General features: G+C 68.8%; 3 protein-coding genes. 1 reads left to right on the forward strand and 2 read right to left on the reverse strand.

All coding sequences use genetic code 11. From position 1 onward, the window contains the following. Positions 1 to 122 (reverse strand): single-stranded DNA-binding protein (ssb, locus tag RMO40_RS05940; RefSeq protein WP_309717681.1); only part of this gene is annotated, 122 nt, incomplete at its 3' end. Positions 123 to 304: 182 nt separating this feature from the next. Between ssb and RMO40_RS05945 the strand changes: the two genes are divergently transcribed. Next, on the forward strand, positions 305 to 1,732 hold the full coding sequence (locus RMO40_RS05945; RefSeq protein WP_309717675.1) for a protein kinase domain-containing protein: 1,428 nt from the start codon (positions 305 to 307) through the stop codon (positions 1,730 to 1,732). Between the two features lie 16 nt (positions 1,733 to 1,748). Here the strand turns inward: RMO40_RS05945 and RMO40_RS05950 are convergent. Further along, positions 1,749 to 3,929 (reverse strand): prolyl oligopeptidase family serine peptidase (locus tag RMO40_RS05950; protein WP_309717678.1); only part of this gene is annotated, 2,181 nt, incomplete at its 5' end.

The raw sequence follows: 3,929 nt of genomic DNA on the forward strand, positions 1-3,929 counted from the left end.
TCTTTCCAGTTGCGCGAGGTGGCAATGGTGACGTTGCAGATGGCGGCGCCGTTGGGGGTGTAGCGCACTTCGGGGTCGCGGCCCAGGTTGCCGATGAGGATGACTTTGTTGATCGAGGCCATGGGGGCGCTCCTGCTAAAAAGAGGGATGTTTGTCCCGAAGGATCGGGGCGAAACGGTGGAATTTCACGCGAAGGCGTGCTGCCGCCAGCTTACCGTACCGCGGTGCCCGCCGGCACCGGCAATGATGGGGGAGACTCCCTCTTCCCCCGCCCGGGGGGCAGGTGTTTGCCCACTTATCCGCCGTGCCACCGACCACACGCTCTCTCGCACCCACCGTCAAGTTCTCACGCGCCGGCTCGACCGGCGGTGACGAGGGCGTTGACAACCGTGACGCGCTGCCCGTCGGCACGCGCCTGGCCGAGTTCGAGCTGCTGTGCGTGCTGGGCACGGGGGGCTTCGGCATCGTCTACCTGGCACTCGACCACGCGCTCATGCGCCAGGTGGCGATCAAGGAGTACATGCCCAGCTCGCTGGCCGTGCGCGGTGCGGGCTCGTGGGTGGCGCTGCGTGCACCGCAGCATGCCGCCACCTTTGCGGCGGGCCTCAAGTCGTTCGTCAACGAAGCGCAGATGCTGGCGAGCTTTGACCACCCTTCGCTGCTGAAGGTGCTGCGCTTCTGGGAAGAGCACGGCACGGCCTACATGGTGATGCAGTACTACCCCGGGCTCACGCTGAAGCAGACGCTGTCGGCCATGGACAAGCCTCCCACCGAGGCCTGGCTGCGATCACTGGTCGAGCCGGTGCTCGACGCGCTGGAGGTGCTGCACCGCGCCGGTGTGTACCACCGCGACGTGTCGCCCGACAACATCCTGATGCAGATCGACGGCCCGCCGGTGCTGCTGGACTTTGGCGCCGCGCGCCGGGTGGTGGGCGAGCACAGCCAGGCGCTCACGGCGATCCTGAAACCGAGCTTCGCGCCGGTGGAGCAGTACGCCGACATCGTGGGCATGCGCCAGGGCCCGTGGACCGACCTGTACGCCGTGGCGGCCGTGCTGCACTACCTGATCCGGCGCCAACCGCCGGTGCCGGCGGCGGCACGGGCGGTGCGCGAAACCCAGCGCCCGCTGGCCGACGAGCCCGGCGAGATGAGCCTCACGTTTTTGCAGGCGATCGACTGGGCGCTCGCGGTGGCGCCCGAAGACCGCCCGCAAAACGTGACGCAGATGCGCGACGCGCTGCACGGCCGGCTGAAGCGGCCCGCGCCACCGCCAAGCCCGGGCGACAAGCGCAGCGGCTGGCTGGCACGGCACCCGGCCCGGCTGTGGGGCGCAGGCATTGCGGCGAGCCTGCTCGTGGCGACGCTGGGGGCGGTGTGGGCCGATCGCGCCACCGCCACGCGCCCGGCGGCGGCGGTGGTGGCCAAGGCCCCGGTGGCGCGCGCAGCCATCGACACACAGGTGCCCAAGCCCGCAGCCGAGAAGCCGGAGCCCGCCAGACCCGCGCCCTTGAAACCCACGCCAGCCAAACCGGCCAAGGCTGCGGCGGCCCCACCCGCTGCGGCGAGGTCTCCCGACGAAGCGTGCAGCGGCCTCAACTTCTTTCGCAAGGCCTTTTGCGTGAACCGCGAGTGCGCCAGCTCACGCTTTGCGCAGCACCCGCAGTGCGTGGCGCTGCGGCGCGACAGCGAAGCCCGCGAGCGCGCAGAGCGCGAGCGGCAACGCGGGGGCTAGCCGCAGTGAGCCGCCCTCAAGGCGCCGGCTGGTAGCCCGCCACCCCCATCTGCCACAGGAAGAAGGCAAACATGTCGGCGCGCTCTTCGAGCGTCTGCTTCTTGGTGTTGCCGATGCCGTGGCCGGCGTCGTAGGCGAGGCGCATCAACACCGGCTTGCCGCTGCTGGTGGCGGCCATCAGGCGGGCCGCGGCCTTGGTGCTTTCCCACACCTCCACACGCGGGTCGTTGACGCCGTGGGTCAGCATCACGGCGGGGTAGGGCGTGCCGGGCAAGATGTTGTCGTAGGTGCTCATGGCCAACAGGGCCTTGAAACCGGCTTCGGTCTGGGTGCTGCCGAACTCGGGGATGTTGGGCACGCCGTTGGCCGTGGTTTCCATGCGCAGCATGTCGAGCGCGCCCACTGCCGGGATGACGGCGGCAAACAGGTCGGGCCGCTCGGTCATCGCGCGGCCCACCAGAATGCCACCCGCGCTACCGCCCAGGATGCCGAGCTTGGCGGGTTGGGTGTACTTCTGCGCGATCAGGTATTCGGCGCAAGCGATGAAGTCTTTCCAGGTGTTGGGCTTGGTGGCCTGGTAGCCGCCGCGGTACCACTCCTGGCCGTAGACGCTGCTGCCGCGCGGGTTGGCAATGGCGTACACACCGCCGGCGTCGAGCCAGGCCAGGCGGCTCACGCTGTAGAAGGGTTCTTCGGTGATGCCGTAGCTGGCGTAGCCGTAGAGGATGGTCGGGTTGTTGCCGTCGAGCTTGACGCCGTCGCGGTGAATGATCGACATCGGCACCAGCGCGCCGTCGTGGCTCTTGACCTTGACCTCGGTGGTGGTGATGCCCCTGGGCATGTCATACGGGCCGGCCGGTTGCAGGCCGGTGTTGGCCACGCTGCCATCGGCCGCCACCTGGTAGTACTGGTTGGCGCTGTTCCAGCTTTGCAGGGCGATGAGCACGCCGGGCAGGCGGGGGTTGACCGCGCTCACGCCTTCGCCAGACAGCTCGAACGAGCCTTCGAGCGGCAGCTTCACTTCCACCGGCGCGCCGCTGGCGCCATGCGGGCGCTTGAATAGGCGTTTGACGTTGCCGTCGCGCGTTTCCACGTACACGGCATCGGCGGCGGCGACCACGTTGACGACCACCCGCTCGCTGGCGGGCATCACCACCTCGGCGCTGTTGAGGTCGGGTGACTTGAGCTTGATCGACAGCACCTGCGAACGCGGCGCACCCTTGTGCGAGACGAGGTAGAGCACGCCGTCGAAATAGGCCAGGCTGGTCACGGCGTCGGTGGTGTCGAGCACACGCCTCCAGACCGGTTTGCCCGCCAGCACGCCGGCTTGTGACGCGGCGTACAGCCCCAGCTCGCGCTGGGTGCCATTGATCACATAACCAAAGGCCCACTGACCGTCGTGCGACAGGCTGACGAACGGGATCTCGGCGCCGCCGATCTTCACGCCCTTCACCGCCGTGCCAAACACGGTGCGGGCTGCGCTCACGCGCTCGCCGGGGCGCAGCATCAGCACCTGGCTGTGCTGGTACTTGTCGGTGGCTTTGCCACCGGCGCGCGGTGCGCGCAGGCGGTTGACGAGCAGCGCCTTGCCATCGGGTGACCAGTCGACGCCACCAAAGTCGGCACGCGAGATGGGTTGGCCCACGGGCTTGCCGGTGCGTGTGTTCAACACGTGCAGCACCGCCGCTTCAGAGCCCTGCGCCGAGAGGCCGTAGGCCACCAGCGCGCCGTCGGGCGAGGGCAGGTACCAGTTGATGGCGTGCGGCTTGCCGGTTTTCTTTTCCAGTGCCTCGGGGTCGACAAGCAGCTTGTCGGCGCCCTTCAGGCCCTCGCGCATGTAGAGCTTGAACTGGTTTTCGGTGGCCGAGCGGCGCTGCACGAAGTAGAGCTCGCCGGGCAGGCGGGTGACCTGGGCCACGCGGTCGGAGGTGGCCGAGTCGTACTGCTTGATCTTGTCGAGCAGTGCGTTGCGCCCGGGAATGCGCGCGAGCGTGGCGTAGGCGTTGTCGCTGTGCGCCTTCATCCACTTGGCGACCTCGGGGTCGGCCTTGTTCTCGAAGTAGCGGTAAGGGTCGTCGATCTTCGTGCCGTGGTAGTTCTCGGTCACGTTGCGCACGGCGGCCGTGGGCAGGCTGGTCTGGGCCAGGCCAGCGACGGCGGTGGTGCCCAGCGCGAGGGCCACGGCGGCGCGGCGCAG

The sequence above is a fragment of the Rhizobacter sp. genome, from assembly GCF_031412075.1.
GTDB lineage: Bacteria > Pseudomonadota > Gammaproteobacteria > Burkholderiales > Burkholderiaceae_C > Rhizobacter.